The sequence below is a fragment of the Cryobacterium sp. BB307 genome, assembly GCF_012274275.1.
Taxonomy (GTDB): domain Bacteria; phylum Actinomycetota; class Actinomycetes; order Actinomycetales; family Microbacteriaceae; genus Terrimesophilobacter.
On sequence record NZ_JAANZA010000003.1, the window covers coordinates 408,612 to 422,471 of the forward strand.

Annotated in this window: 11 protein-coding genes and 1 tRNA gene; 3 read left to right on the forward strand and 9 right to left on the reverse strand. The window is 69.1% G+C overall.

Annotated features, from left to right (window positions below):
* The first annotated feature begins 77 nt into the window (after window positions 1–77).
* Entirely contained in the window at window positions 78–1,520 is a 1,443-nt protein-coding gene (gndA, locus tag HGK58_RS13520) for an NADP-dependent phosphogluconate dehydrogenase (protein ID WP_168628124.1), read from the forward strand.
* A 113-nt stretch (window positions 1,521–1,633) separates the two neighbouring features.
* Here gndA and HGK58_RS13525 read toward each other — a convergent pair whose 3' ends face one another.
* From HGK58_RS13525 to glmU, 7 genes are all read right to left on the reverse strand, one after another.
* Window positions 1,634–2,992 (reverse strand): CoA transferase, encoded by a 1,359-nt coding sequence (locus tag HGK58_RS13525; protein ID WP_168628125.1) that lies wholly within the window; start codon window positions 2,990–2,992, stop codon window positions 1,634–1,636.
* A gap of 9 nt (window positions 2,993–3,001) precedes the next feature.
* Window positions 3,002–4,246, reverse strand: a complete 1,245-nt coding sequence (locus HGK58_RS13530) for an APC family permease (RefSeq protein ID WP_168628126.1) — start codon at window positions 4,244–4,246, stop codon at window positions 3,002–3,004.
* 10 nt (window positions 4,247–4,256) lie between these two features.
* A complete protein-coding gene (locus HGK58_RS13535; RefSeq protein WP_168628127.1) occupies window positions 4,257–4,709 on the reverse strand; it encodes a hypothetical protein in 453 nt (150 codons plus the stop codon).
* 118 nt (window positions 4,710–4,827) lie between these two features.
* Window positions 4,828–6,477 carry a catalase gene (locus HGK58_RS13540; RefSeq protein ID WP_168628128.1) on the reverse strand — a complete coding sequence of 550 codons (1,650 nt, stop codon included), beginning with the start codon at window positions 6,475–6,477 and terminating at the stop codon, window positions 4,828–4,830.
* 96 nt (window positions 6,478–6,573) lie between these two features.
* A complete protein-coding gene (locus tag HGK58_RS13545) occupies window positions 6,574–8,268 on the reverse strand; it encodes a long-chain-fatty-acid--CoA ligase (RefSeq protein ID WP_168628129.1) in 1,695 nt (564 codons plus the stop codon).
* Window positions 8,268–9,245 (reverse strand): ribose-phosphate diphosphokinase, encoded by a 978-nt coding sequence (locus HGK58_RS13550; protein WP_168628130.1) that lies wholly within the window; start codon window positions 9,243–9,245, stop codon window positions 8,268–8,270. The genes HGK58_RS13545 and HGK58_RS13550 overlap by 1 nt, the downstream gene beginning before the upstream one ends.
* Window positions 9,246–9,279: 34 nt before the next feature.
* Window positions 9,280–10,713 (reverse strand): bifunctional UDP-N-acetylglucosamine diphosphorylase/glucosamine-1-phosphate N-acetyltransferase GlmU, encoded by a 1,434-nt coding sequence (gene glmU, locus HGK58_RS13555; protein ID WP_168628131.1) that lies wholly within the window; start codon window positions 10,711–10,713, stop codon window positions 9,280–9,282.
* A gap of 104 nt (window positions 10,714–10,817) precedes the next feature.
* Here glmU and HGK58_RS13560 point away from each other — a divergent pair.
* Window positions 10,818–10,889 (forward strand) — tRNA-Gln (locus tag HGK58_RS13560).
* A 39-nt stretch (window positions 10,890–10,928) separates the two neighbouring features.
* Complete coding sequence (locus tag HGK58_RS13565; protein ID WP_168628132.1) at window positions 10,929–11,423, forward strand: MarR family transcriptional regulator; 495 nt, start codon at window positions 10,929–10,931, stop codon at window positions 11,421–11,423.
* Between the two features lie 16 nt (window positions 11,424–11,439).
* On the opposite strand, the gene HGK58_RS13570 is transcribed toward HGK58_RS13565, so the two are convergent.
* A complete protein-coding gene (locus HGK58_RS13570; protein ID WP_168628133.1) occupies window positions 11,440–11,796 on the reverse strand; it encodes a TraR/DksA C4-type zinc finger protein in 357 nt (118 codons plus the stop codon).
* 179 nt (window positions 11,797–11,975) lie between these two features.
* Complete coding sequence (locus tag HGK58_RS13575) at window positions 11,976–13,793, reverse strand: ABC-F family ATP-binding cassette domain-containing protein (protein ID WP_168628134.1); 1,818 nt, start codon at window positions 13,791–13,793, stop codon at window positions 11,976–11,978.
* Window positions 13,794–13,860: the final 67 nt, after the last annotated feature.

Sequence of the window (13,860 nt, forward strand, 5' to 3'; positions counted from 1 at the left end):
CCGGTCGCAAGGCTCGCGCGATGTAGCACCCACTCGCGCCCTACTAGCCTTGAGGAGAGACCGATCAGGGAGCGAGCATGGACAACACGGGCAAGGCAAACATCGGCGTCGTCGGCTTGGCGGTGATGGGCTCCAATCTTGCCCGCAACCTCGCCAGTCGCGAGGGCAACACGGTCGCGATCTACAACCGTTCACCGCAGAAGACCCGCGAACTGGCGTCCCAGCATCCGGAAGCCGGGTTCGTGCCCAGCGAGACGATCGAGGAGTTCGCGGCGTCGCTGAGCCGCCCGCGAACCGCGATCATCATGGTCAAGGCCGGGGAGCCGACGGATGCCGTGATCGACCAGTTGGCCGCGGTGTTCGAGCCCGGCGACATCATCGTCGACGGCGGCAACGCGCTGTTCACCGACACCATCCGGCGCGAGAAGGCCATCACCGAGACCGGGCTGCACTTCGTGGGCGCCGGGATCTCCGGCGGCGAGGAGGGCGCGCTGACCGGGCCGAGCATCATGCCGGGCGGGTCAGCCGAGTCGTACCGCACGCTCGGACCGATCCTGGAGTCGATCGCCGCGCGCGTCGACGGCGTGCCGTGTGTGACGCACGTCGGCACTGATGGCGCAGGGCACTTCGTGAAGATGATCCACAACGGCATCGAATACGCCGACATGCAGCTGATCGCCGAGGCCTACGACCTGCTGCGCCACGTCGCGGGTCACTCCCCCGCGGCGATCGCCGACATCTTCGCCGAGTGGAACAAGGGCCCGCTGGAGTCGTACCTGATCGAGATCACCGCCGAAGTGCTGCGCCAGGTGGATGCCCGCACCGGCAAGCCGTTCATCGACGTCGTGCTCGACGAGGCCGGGTCCAAGGGCACCGGCGTGTGGACCGTGCAGAACGCGCTCGACCTGGGTATTCCGGTCGGCGGGATCGCGGAGGCGGTGTTCGCGCGCGCGGTGTCCAGCCATCCGGAGCAGCGCAAGGCGGTGCAGGCGAAGGTCGACGCCCGCCCGGAGACTGCTGTCGTCGGGCACACCTTCGAGGAGGATGTGCAGGCCGCGCTGTACGCGTCGAAGATCGTCGCGTACGCGCAGGGCTTCGACGCGATCCTCGCTGGTGCCGAGAAGTACGGCTGGGAGATCGACCCCGGCGCGATCGCGACGATCTGGCGTGGTGGGTGCATCATCCGGGCGCAGTTCCTGAACCGCATCGTTGACGCGTACGCCGCGAACCCGGATGCGCCGACCCTGCTCGCCGACGACTACTTCATGCAGGCGATCAAGGACGGCGAGGTCGCCTGGCGGCGCGTGGTGTCGACCGCTGCGCTGTCGGGGGTGCCGGTGCCCGGGTTCGGGTCTGCGCTGGCGTACTTCGACTCGCTCGCGTCCGAGCGGCTGCCCGCCGCGCTGGTGCAGGGGCAGCGGGACTTCTTCGGCGCCCACACCTACAAGCGCGTCGACATGCCGGGGACGTTCCACACGCTGTGGAGCGGCGACCGCACCGAGGAGCAGCTCGAGGAGTAGCGCCAGCATCCCGAGGGGTCACATAGCGCCCTTCACTGCGGCACGAAGGGCAGTCCTCGACCCTTCAGGGTCTCGACAGGCTCGACCACCGGGGCGCGACCACCGAGGACGGGTCACCAGGTGGCTGCGTCGGAGCCGAGGTCGCGCGCGTGCAGGCCCCAGGCCAGCGGGGCGCCCTCGATCGTGAGCGGCGGCAGCAATCGCTTCGCCGGTCCCCACTGGGTCGCCTCATCCCGCGTCGGCAGCGCATCCAGCGTCGCCTCGGCGGCATCGTCGCCCTCGCCCGCCGACGTCAGGACCAGCGCCGTGCGCGCCAGCGACAGCTGCGCGATCGACCCGCGCCCCTCCGTCACCGCCATCGTGAGTCCCCGCAGCACCGCGGCCGCCACGAGGTACCCGGTCGCGTGGTCGAGCGCCTGCACCGGCAACGGCACAGGCTTGTCCGCGCCCGCCCAGCGCATCCCACGCTCGGCGATGCCCGCCGACATCTGCACCAGGGAGTCGAAGCCGCGCCGGTGACTCCACGGTCCGGTCCAGCCGTAGGCGTCGAGCGACACGTCGACGAGTCCGGGCCGCAGCTCGGAGCGTGCGCGCGCTCCGAGCTCGAACCCGTCCAGCGCGCCGGGACGGTACCCCTGCACCACGACATCCGCCTCGGCGACCAGCGCGCGCAACTGCTCCAGCCCGGCAAACTCGTGCGCGTCGAGCCGCGCGGTGCGCTTGCCGATCGTCAGCTCCGGCACGATCGCCGGCTCGTTCCAGTCCGGCGGGTCGATGCGCAGCACGCTCGCACCGAGCCCGGCGAGCAGCCGCGTCGCCACCGGGCCGGCGATCACCCGGGTGAGGTCGAGCACGCGCAGGCCGGCCAGCGGCCGCCCGGCCGTCGGCTGCCAGCCTCCGCCTGGACGCCCGGCTAGTCCGTCCCGCCACGCCACGAGCGGCTCCTCGGCCACCGCCATGCCCTGCGGGTGTCGCCGCCACTCGATCGTCGACCGCATGACTGCCGCGCATCCGCCCGCCTCGACGACCTCATCCTCGAGCTCTTGCGCCGGCCACTGGGCGACCGCCCGCGCCACCGCTTCGCGATCGTCCGCGACGCCGAGCACCTCGAGCGCCACCGCCTTGTGGCGCGGCGCGTTGGTGTGCAGCCGGATCCAGCCATCGGATGCGCGATAGTCGCCCGCGATCGGGTCCCACGGTGACGGCACCTGCCAGCCGACGGGCGTCAAGGTCATCCCGAACCACCCGGAGGCGAGCGCCCGGTCCACCGTCACGGTGGGCGCTGCCCCGGCGGTGGCGCTGACCAGCTCGGATGCCGCGAGCCCGGCCGCGCCGATGGACGCCACCGCCAGCTCGGTGACCGGGAACGCCGAACGCAGCGAGCCTCGCCCGGTGGTCGGCTGTAGGCGCTCGACCAGGTCGTGCCCGCCGCCGAGCGCGGACCAGAAGCCGTCGACCACAGGATCGCCCATGTCCCGAGACTAGGTGCGAATCCGCCTTTTTGTCAGCATGCGTGTCAGCATCCGCAGCGTCAGCCCGAGCGCGAGCACGCCCGCGGTCACGACGAGCGCCTGCCAGGGCAGCGTGAACGCGAGCACCAGGCATCCGATCAGGCCAGCGATCTGCACGACGCGCGGCAGCCACCGATCGGATGCCCGCTGCCGCAGTGCGGACGCGTGCGCGAGCGCGTAGTAGCAGAGCACGGCGCACGAGCTGAAGCCCACAAGCCGTTCCGGCTGCAGGAAGACCACACCGGCGATCGCGAGGCACGCGATGACCGCCTCGGCGAGCGCCGGCGCGTGCGTGCGCGGCGAGATCCAGGCCAGGCCGGCGGGCAGTTCACGGTCGCGCGCCATCGCCAGCGAGGTGCGCGACAGGCCGGCGAGGATGCCGGCGAGCGAACCGAGGCACGCGATCCCGGCGACCACGCGGATGATGGTGTCCCAGGGTGCGGCGTTGCCGACCAGGTCGGCGACCGGCGTGGCCGTCGCGGCCAGCGCATCCGTGCCGAGCAGTGCGACGCACAGCACGCCGAGGGTGCCGTAGACGAGCAGCGTGATGGCCAGCGCGGTGATGATGGCCCGTGGCAGCGTGCGCTTCGGGTTGCGCACCTCCTCGCCGAGAGTTGCCATGCGCGCGTACCCGGCGAACGCGAAGAACAGCAGTCCGGCCGACTGCAGGATGCCGTACGGGCTGCCGGGCGTGAGCGCGCCGAGCCCGGGCGCATCCGCGGGCGGCGAGACGAGCGCGGCGATGACGACCGCCACGATGCCGCAGAGCACGACGGTGACGATGCCCGCGCTGATCGCGGCGGTGCTGCGGATGCCGGTCATGTTCACCACCGCGAGCACGACGATCACCATTACGGAGACCGCACGGGCCTGCTCTGGCCACAGGTAGCTGCCCGCGATGAGCGCGATCGCCCCCGCCGACGCGGTCTTGCCCGCGAGGAACAGCCAGCCAGCGGTGAAGCCCGCGAGCGGACTGATCTCGGCGCGCGCGTAAGCGTAGGTTCCGCCGGATACCGGATGCACCATCGCCAGTTGCGCCGAGCTGAGCGCGTTGAGGGTCGCGATCACCGCCGCGATGGCGAGGCCGATCAGCAGCCCACCGCCGGCGACCTGCGCCGCGGGCGACCAGACGAAGAACACCCCCGCGCCGACCATCGAGGCGAGCCCGATGACGACCGCCTGACGGATCCCGAGGCTGCGTTGCAGCGTGTTCATTTCCCCCAGCCTATTCGGCGGCGAAGGTGGGGCGGATGTCGTTGACCGTGTCCTTCAGCACAGCGTGAGCGAGCGCATCACGCGCCAACTCGATCGCGTGCGCGCGGTCGCGTTCGTTGAAATACCAGCGCGCGCACGCGAGCACCGGGAACCCATCGAGGGTGAAATACCAGCCGAACCCGCCGTAGCGCTGCTCGCTGCGCGCCTGCGGGAGCATCCGGTTTTCCTCTTCGACCATCCGCAGGGCGTCGGCGCGCGCCTCATCGACGGAGGCGAACACCGCGGTGCGGCGCCCCAGCGGCCGGAAGTTGCCGGATACCAGTTGCCACACCACCGCGCTGCCGGCTCCGGCGCGCAGTGTCTCGTCGACACCAGCGACCCGGTTCAGGTGGCCGGCCCACGCCGCGAGCCGCGGATGGCGCGGCGACGGGAAACGTGTGAACACGATTCGCGCTGTCCCCATCGACTGATCACCCCCTGATTGCCGTTATCCAATCGAAACCGGGTGAACGAGCGCCCACGGCTGACCCAACGCGCGGTGAACGCGATGTGAGACGGGGCGGAAATCGAGTCCCCCGGGCTCAGGCGGCGTGCATCACCCGTTCGTCGGGCACGCAGTGGGTCATGGTGAGTCCTTCCACTTCGCGCGGGCCGTTCTTGCCCAGGTTCTGCCGGCGGCGCTGATCCTCGTCGGTGAGGGTCTGCCCTGGCAGCGGGTCCATCCCCTTCACCTCGTCGATGCCGATGCCGAGCCCATCGCCCACCCTCTGCCCGAGCTCGTCATCGACCAGGTAGAAGTGCCACAGCATCCGTTCTTGCACGGCGCGCGCCGCCTGGCCGATCAACATCACGAAGTTGCCGACGAGGTCGTCCTTCTCCCACTGCTCCAGCAGTTGGTAGCGCTGCCCGGCCTGCAGGTAGTCGTTGATGCGCGGGATGCGGGCGCGGGTGAGCCGGCCGCTGAGTTCCGGACCCTCGATGTCCTCGGTCTGGTACTGATCCTCGCGCAGGCCGCCGGTGATCGACGGCTCGTAGTTGACGTGCGGGTTCTGTCTGTCGCCCAGGTCCACCTGGTATGCCATCTGGCCGCCGCGCTGGTTGGTCGCCACCTGCGCCTTCGGCGCGTTGACCGGCAGCTGCAGGTAGTTCGAACCCACCCGGTACCGTTGCGTGTCGCTGTAGCTGAAGGTACGACCGACCAGCATCTTGTCGTCGGAGAAGTCGAGCCCGTCGACGAGCACGCCGGTGCCGAACGCGATCTGCTCGTTCTCGAGGTGGTGGTCGCTGACGTTGCGATTCAGCGTCATGGTGCCGACCAGTTTCGGCGGGAAGTCCTGCTCCGGCCACGTCTTCGTGTCATCCAGCGGGTCCCAGTCGAGTTCCGGATGCTCGTCATCGCTCATCAGCTGCACGTAGAGATCCCATTTCGGGTAGTCGCCGCGCTCGATCGCCTCGTACAGGTCTTTTGAGGCATGCCCGGTGTCATGCGCCTGGATACGCGCGGCATCCTCCTCGGTCATGCTCTTGACACCCTGATGCGGCTGCCAGTGGTACTTCACCAGCACGGTGTCGCCTGCCTTGTTGCACCACTTGTAGGTGTTCACCCCGAAGCCCTGCATGTGCCGGTAGTCGGCGGGGATGCCGCGTGGGCTGAACAGGTTCACCAGCATGTGCAACGACTCCGGCGACTGCGACATGAAGTCGAAGATGCGGCTCGGGTCCTGCCGGAAGGTCACCGGATCCGGCTTCAAGGAGTGGATCACGTCGGGAAACTTGATCGCGTCCCGGATGAAGAACACGCCGAGGTCGTTGCCGACGAGATCCCAGTTGCCGTCTTCGGTGTAGAACTTCACCGCGAAGCCGCGCGGGTCACGGGCCGTCTCGGCTGAGTCGCGGCCGCCGATCACGGTCGAGAACCGGATCGCCACCTCCGTTTTCTTGCCCGGCTGCTGGAACAGCTTCGCGCGCGTGTAGGTCGACACCGGCTCGTCGCCCCACTTGCCGGTCGCCTCGAACTCGCCGAAGGCCACGAAGCCGCGCGCGTGCACGACGCGCTCCGGGATGCGCTCCCGGTCGAAGTGGCTGATCTTCTCGAGGAACTGGTAGTTCTCGAGGGTGGCTGGTCCGCGCGGACCGACCGTGCGCTGGTTCTGGTTGTCGTAGACCGGATGCCCCTGGCGGTTGGTCAGGATCTCCCGGTCATCACCGTGGGCGTAGCCGTCGTCGGCCATGATCGCTCCTTTGAGAATCTCCCCCGGCCAGTCCAACAAGGCGGCTCTCGGGTGTCAACGACCCTCACCTCAGAGGTCACCGGGAACCCGGCGCCGTCAGCGCTTGATGAGCCGCTCGCGCACCTTCCTGCGGAGCACCTTGCCGATGAGCGACTTCGGCAGCTCGTCCACGTGGATGACCTGTTTCGGCACCTTGTAGGCGGCAAGCGACGACCGTGCCTGCTCCCGGATCGCCGCTTCGTCGAATTTCGCTCCGGGGGCCATCACCACCGCGGCGACCACCTCTTCGCCGGAGTGCGAGCTGGGCAGCCCGACGACCGCGGCCTCCGCGACACCCGGGTAGGCGCGCACAGCTTCCTCCACCTCGCTCGGCGACACGTTGAAGCCGCCGGTGATGATGAGCTCCTTGATCCGGTCGACGATCCGCACGAACCCGGCATCGTCGATGCTCACAATGTCGCCGGTTCTGAACCACGGCGCCCCGCCGTCGGTGGACTCAACGAACACCGCGGCGGTCGCATCCGGGTTCTTCCAGTAGCCACTGAACACCTGCGGGCCACGGACGATCAGCTCGCCCTCCTCGCCCGCCGGCCGGTCGACGGTCGGGTTCTCGGGGTCGACGACGCGCGCCTCTGTGCCAGGCAGCGGCAGGCCGACCGTGCCGGCGCGCCGGGTCGGACCGACCGGGTTCGCCATCAGCACCGGGCTCGCCTCGGACAGGCCGTAACCCTCGACGAGGTAGCCGCCGGTGAGCGCCTCCCACGGTTCGACAACGGATGCCTGCAGCGGCATTGCCCCGGAGATGGCGATCTGGATGCCCTTCAGCGAGACGCCCTTCTCCTTGGCCCGGCTCATCAGCCGCTCGTAGATCGGCGGGACGGCGGGCAGGAACGTCGCCGGATGCTTCTTCACCACATCCAGCACCAGATCGGGGTCGAACTTGGGGAACAGCACCAGCCGGGCGCCCATGCTCATGGCGAAGGTCAGGCACAGAGTGAGCCCGTAGGCGTGGAACATCGGCAGCACTGCGTACACCACCGCGGTTCCGCGTGGCACGGTCGGCACCCACGCGCGCGCCTGCGCGGCGTTGGAGGTGAGGTTCAGATGGGTGAGCGTCGCACCCTTCGGGTAGCCGGTGGTGCCGCTCGTGTACTGCAGGATCGCGACATCGTCGGCGGTCGGGCGCACAATCCGCGGCTCGATCCGGTCGGTCTTCAGCAGGTCCTTCCACAGGATGGTGCCGCTCACCTTGCTGGTGAGCGCCGCGCGGGACTCGCGGGCCTTGGCAACCGGCAGGCGGAGCATGGCACGCATCGCCAACGGCAGCTCTTCGGCGATGTCCACCGAGATGACGCGCGCGACGCCGAGGTCCTTCGGGAAGTCCTGAATTGTGGCGACGACGTTGTTCCAGGCGATGACGGTGTGCGCGCCGTGATCCTCGAACTGGTGGCGAAGCTCACGCGGCGTGTACAGCGGGTTATGCTCGACGACGATCGCGCCGAGCCGCAGCACCGCGTAGAACGCGACAACATGCTGCGGGCTGTTCGGCAGCACCAGCGCGACGGTGTCGCCCTTCTGCACGCCGAGTCGGCGCAATCCCTCCGCGGCACGCTCGATCTGCTCACCGAGCTCGGCGTAGCTGGTGGTGCGCCCGAAGAACTGGAGGGCGACGTTGTCGGGGTAGGTCCGAACCGACTCCTCGACGAGGTCGTAGAGCGACCCGGTCGGAAGCTCCAGCTCCTCCGGCACGCCGTCGGCGTAGCTGGAGAGCCAGGGCCTGGGGTAGTCCATCAGGCCGCGCCGTCGAACATCGAGGTCACTGACCCGTCGTCGAACACCTCGCGGATGGCTCGCGCCAGCAGCGGCGCGATCGGCAGCACAGTGAGGGTCGGGAACCGCTTCTCCTCCGGCACCGGCAGGGTGTCGGTGACGACCACGGAGTCGATGAATTCGGACTGCAGCAGCTGCGTAGCCGGGTCGGAGAAGACCGCATGGGTGGCTGCGACGACGACGCCGATGGCGCCGGCCTTCTTCAGCGCCTCCGCCGCATGCACGATGGTGCGTCCGGTGTCGATCATGTCGTCGACCAGCAGGCAGACGCGACCCTCGACCTCACCGACGATCTCGTGCACCGACACCTTGTTCGGCACCAGCGGGTCGCGGCGCTTGTGGATGATCGCCAGCGGCGCACCCAGCTTGTCGCTCCACAGGTCGGCCACCCTGACGCGTCCCATGTCGGGCGAGACGACGGTGAGCAGGTCCTTCGGCAGTTTCGCCTTGAAGTGCTCGAGCAGCACCGGCATCGCGAACAGGTGGTCGACCGGACCGTCGAAGAAGCCCTGGATCTGGGCGGCGTGCAGGTCGACGCTCATGATGCGGTCGGCGCCTGCGGCCTTGAACAGGTCCGCGACGAGTCGCGCCGAGATCGGCTCGCGGCCACGGCCCTTCTTGTCCTGGCGGGCGTACGGGTAGAACGGGGCAACCACGGTGATGCGCTTGGCGGATGCTCGCTTGAGCGCGTCCACCATGATCAGCTGCTCCATGAGCCACTCGTTGATCGGTGTGGTGTGCGACTGGATCACGAACGCGTCGCATCCGCGCACGCTCTCGTCGTAGCGCGCGTAGATCTCGCCGTTCGCGAAGGTGCGCGCATCCGTCGGCACCAGCTCGGAGCCCAGCTCCGCAGCGATCTGCTCCGCGAGCGCGGGGTGCGCCCGTCCGGAGACGAGCACGAGCCTCTTCTGACCGCTGATCTTGATGCCGGACACGTCTCTCGCTCTCTGCCGGTGAACCGACGCTTTGTTAGTCCTGCTCGCCGTCAGCAGCCGCGGCGGCGTCGGCCGCAGCGGTTCCCGCACGGTTCTGTACGACCCACCCCGTGATGTTCCTCTGCGGAGCAACGTTGAGGGCCAGCGCACCCGCTGGGACGTCTTTGCGGACCACCGTGCCGGCGCCCGTGTAGGCTCCGTCGCCAATTCTAACCGGGGCGACGAACACGTTGTGCGAGCCGGTGCGCGCGTGCGAGCCGACCACGGTGCGGTGCTTGTTTACCCCGTCGTAATTGGCGGTGATGGTTCCTGCGCCGACGTTCGAGCCGACCCCGACCTCGGTGTCGCCGATGTAGCTGAGGTGCGGCACCTTGCTGTTCTCGCCGATGGTGGCGTTCTTGGTCTCCACGAAGGTGCCGATCTTGCCGCCCGCGCCGAGGTAGGTGCCCGGCCGCAAGTAGCTGAACGGGCCGACGGATGCGCCGGCGCCGATCACCGCGAGCGTGCCGTCGGTGCGCTTCACGGTCGCACCCTCGCCCACCTCGCAGTCGACGAGGGTGGTGTCCGGGCCGATGGTGGCGCCACGTTCGACCTTGGTGGCACCCTTCAGCTGGGTGCCGGGGAGGATCTCGACGTCCTCGGCGAGGGTCACGTTGCGGTCGATCCAGGTGGTGGACGGGTCCTGCACGGTGACGCCCGCGCGCTGCCAGCCGCGCACGATCATCCGGTTCAGCCGCTCGCCGAGCTCGCTCAGCTGCACCCGGTCGTTGACGCCGGAGACCATCCAGCTCTCTGCAACCGGGGTTGCCTCGACGGTGGATCCGGATGCGCGCAGCAAGCCGACCACATCGGTCAGGTACTTCTCGCCCTGCGCGTTGTCGGTGCCGATGCGCGGCAGCTGCTCCCGCAGCGCGCGGGCGGAGAACACGTAGCTGCCGGAGTTGACCTCGGTGATGGCCAGTTCGTCCTCGGCGGCGTCCTTCTGCTCGACGATGCGGTCGAGGCTGCCATCGGCGGCGCGCACGACACGGCCGTAGCCGGTGGCGTCGTCGAGGAGCGCGGACAGCACGGTCGCGGCGGCGCGGGCGCTGCGGTGCGCGGCGATGAACTCGCGGAGGGTGTCGGCGTCGAGCAGCGGGACGTCGCCGCTGACCACCACGACGTCTCCGTCGAAGTCACCCGGTAGCGCGTTCAGCGCAACCTCGACCGCGCGGCCGGTGCCGGGGATGTCGTCCTGGTCGCAGATCACGCACTCCGGCAGCAGGGCGCTGGCCGCCTCGGCGACCTGGTCGCGTCCGTGGCGGACGACGGTGATGATGTGGGACGGTTCGAGGGCCCGCGCGGTGGCGAGCACGTGGCCGAGCAGCGGGATGCCGGCCAGCGGGTGCAGGACCTTCGGCGTCGAGGACTTCATCCGGGTGCCCTGCCCGGCGGCGAGCACGACGACGGCGAGATTCTGGTCGGTCATGCGCACAACTTTACCGATCGCCTCCCCGGCGGCCGCCGCGTGCGCCGTGAACCGACGAGTGGAGACGGATGCTTCTGGCAGACTTGAGTGCGCGCGAAGCGCGGTCCGCCTTGGTGTAACGGCAGCACGACAGCCTTTGGAGCTGTTAGGTCCAGGTTCGAATCCTGGGGGCGGAGCAACGCTCATCCGGATGCGGCGGGCGGGATAATGAGTGGATGCGCTCACACGACGAGGTCGACCGGATCGTCGATGCGTGGTCCCGGGAACGGGCCGACCTGGACTTCGCTCCACTGCAGATCCTGTCCCGCGTCGGCCGACTCTCGAAGCACCTGGATCGGGCGCGACGGGAGGCGTTCGGCGCATCCGACCTGGAATCGTGGGAGTTCGATGTGCTCTCCGCCCTGCGCCGGGCAGGCACGCCGTACCAGCTGAGCCCCAAGCAGCTGCTGCAGCAGACGCTCGTGTCATCCGGGACCATGACCAACCGCATCGACCGCCTGGTCGAACGTGGCCTGGTGCAGCGCCGCACCGACCCGAACGACGGCCGCGGCATCATCGTGACGATGACCACCCGCGGGCGGGAGAGCGTGGACAGCGCGATCAGCGAACTGCTGCAGCACGAGCGCGAGCTGCTGGGTGCGCTGTCGCCCGCGGAGCAGGACCGGCTGGCCACCCTGTTGCGCAAGCTGAGCCTGGACTTCGAGCAGTAACGTCGCGGACGTCGGACTACATCAGGTCGGCGTGCTCGACGCAGGCGCGCGCGTACGGCCTGGCGGCCAGGCGTTCGTAGCCGATCGGCTTGCCACACACCTGGCACAGGCCGTAGGTGCCCTCGTCGATGCGTTTCAGGGCATCCGTGATCTCGTGCAGGCGGCGTTGCGACTGGCGGAGCAGCGCGTCGGTCTGCGACCGCTCGTAGGCGAGGGTGACACCTTCCGGGTCATGTTCGTCATCGTTGTTCGAACCCTGCCGCGCGTCGACGATTGCGCTGATGTCCGCGCCTAGCTCGCCGAGCAGGCTCACGGTCTCGTCCCGCTCCTTCAGCAGCAGGTCGCGGTAATGGTCGACATCCAGCCGACTCATCGAAGCATCCTCGCTCGAACCATGCATGACAGTGTGGCAGACCCGCGACGAAATGGCGCTCTCATCGGCGCAAAGCGGTTCTGGCGGGCGATGGCGGTGCATCGAGTCGGGACATTTGCCCGCTTGGGCGGGCATACCGGGTAAGACTCCCGACTCGATGCAGCTACTGGATGCTGGGGTCAGGACTCGAGTTGCTCGGAGAGCTCGATCCAGCGGTTCTCGAGTTCTGCGGTCTCCGCTTCCAGGGCGGTGAGTTCGGCGGTGATCGTACCGAGCCCCTCGTAGTCGCTCTGGTCGTGCGCGGCGAGCTGCTCGTGCTTCTTCGCGATCTGGTCGGAGAGTTTCGCGAGCTTGCGGTCGATCGCCGAGACCTCCTTCTCGGCGGAGCGGCGGTCGGCGCCGGAGAGCGCGGCGCCGGTGTCCGACGCGACCGCCTGGTTGGCCTTTCCCGCGTCCGGTTTGGCGGCATCCGGTTTCGTCGTCGTCCCGGTCCGCGCGGTCGCTCGCAGCTTCAGGTACTCGTCGACGCCGCCCGGCAGGTGCCGGAAGTGCCCGTTCAGCACCGCGTACTGCTGGTCGGTGACCCGCTCGATGAGGTAGCGGTCGTGGCTGACGACGATGAGGGTGCCGGGCCAGTCGTCGAGCAGGTCTTCGATCGCGGCGAGCATGTCCGTGTCGAGGTCGTTGGTCGGCTCGTCGAGGATGAGCACGTTCGGCTCGTTGAGCAGGATGAGCAGCAGCTGCAGCCGGCGCTTCTGCCCACCGCTGAGGTCGCGCACCGGGGTGGCGAGCTGCGCGCTGGAGAAACCGAGCCGCTCGAGGAGTTGGCCGGGCGTGAGCTCCTTGCCGCCGGCGACGTAGGAGCGCTTCTGGCGGGAGACGACATCCGTAACCCGGTCGTCGAGGATGTCGGCGAGCTCGCCGAGCCGCTGGTCGAGCATCGCGATGCGCACTGTCTTGCCGCGCTTCACCCTGCCGGCGGTCGGCTCGATGGTGCCGCCGACCAGTCCGAGCAGGGTCGACTTGCCTGCGCCGTTCGCACCAAGGATGCCGGTGCGCTCGCCCGGCGCGATGCGCCAGGTCACGTCGCGCAGGATCTCGCGACCGTCGAAGCTGACGGATGCGTCGAGCACGTCGACGACGTCCTTGCCGAGCCGCGCGACGGCGAGCTGCTGCAGTTGCACGGTGTCCCGCGGTGGCGGTTCATTGCTGATGAGCTCGAGCGCGGCGTCCATGCGGAACTTCGGCTTGGCCGTGCGTGCCGGTGCTCCGCGACGCAGCCAGGCGAGTTCCTTACGGGCGAGGTTCTGCCGTTTCGCCTCGGATGCTGCCGCCATCCGGTCGCGTTCGACGCGCTGCAGGATGTAGGCCGCGTAGCCGCCCTCAAACGGCTCGATGATGCGGTCGTGGACCTCCCAGGTGGCGGTCGAGACCTCGTCGAGGAACCAGCGGTCGTGGGTGACGACGACCAGGCCGCCCTGGCCGGACGGCCAGCGCCGCTTCAGGTGCTCGGCGAGCCAAGCGATGCCCTCGACGTCGAGGTGGTTGGTGGGCTCGTCCAGGAAGATGACGTCCCAGTCGCGCGTGAGCAGGGCGGCGAGCGCCACCCGGCGACGTTGCCCGCCGCTGAGGGCTGCCATCCGGGACTCCCACGGGATGTCGCGGACCAGCCCGGCGATGACGTCGCGCACGCGCGGGTCGCCGGCCCATTCGTGTTCGGCGCGGTCGCCGACGATGGCGGCGCCGACGGTGAGGTCGTCGGGGAGCTCGTCCGCCTGGTCGAGCATGCCGAGGGTGACGCCGCCGCGGCGGGTGACGCGTCCGGCATCCGGGTCGAGGCGACCGGAGAGCAGGCGCAGCAGGGTCGACTTGCCGTCGCCGTTGCGGCCGACGACGCCGACGCGGTCGCCCTCGTTCAGGCCGACGGTGACCGAATCGAAGATCACGCGGGTCGGGTACTCGAGGTGCAGCGCTTCCGCGCCGAGCAGGTGGGCCATTCCCCCAAGGCTACCTGCGGGCCGCCCGCCCATTGAGTCGGGAGTAGTTGCCCAAATGGTCCGGTCC